Source organism: Lentilactobacillus dabitei (assembly GCF_019061365.1).
GTDB classification, from domain to species: Bacteria; Bacillota; Bacilli; order Lactobacillales; family Lactobacillaceae; genus Lentilactobacillus; species Lentilactobacillus dabitei.
On the sequence record NZ_JAHPPD010000224.1, the window covers coordinates 1 to 201 of the forward strand.

The following is a 201-nucleotide window of genomic DNA, read 5'->3' on the forward strand; positions in this document are numbered from 1 at the left end:
TAAACCAGTGGTCGAGAAATCCTGCTTAAGCAAGTTGGGACGCTGTTCAACCTTGGTTTTGGAAGCCGAAGCCGCTTTCCATTTATTGACGGTAACGGAGTGGATATCCAGTTCCTTCATGAGCCGGGAAATCCGTCTTGGGCTGCACCGACGCTGCAGTGGTTGAAGTTCCAGATTCAATTCATGGTGGATCTTCATAAC

General features: G+C 48.8%; 1 pseudogene. It reads right to left on the reverse strand.

What is annotated here, in order from left to right:
• Nucleotides 1–201, reverse strand: a pseudogene (locus tag KTE19_RS13860) (hypothetical protein); the annotation flags it as partial.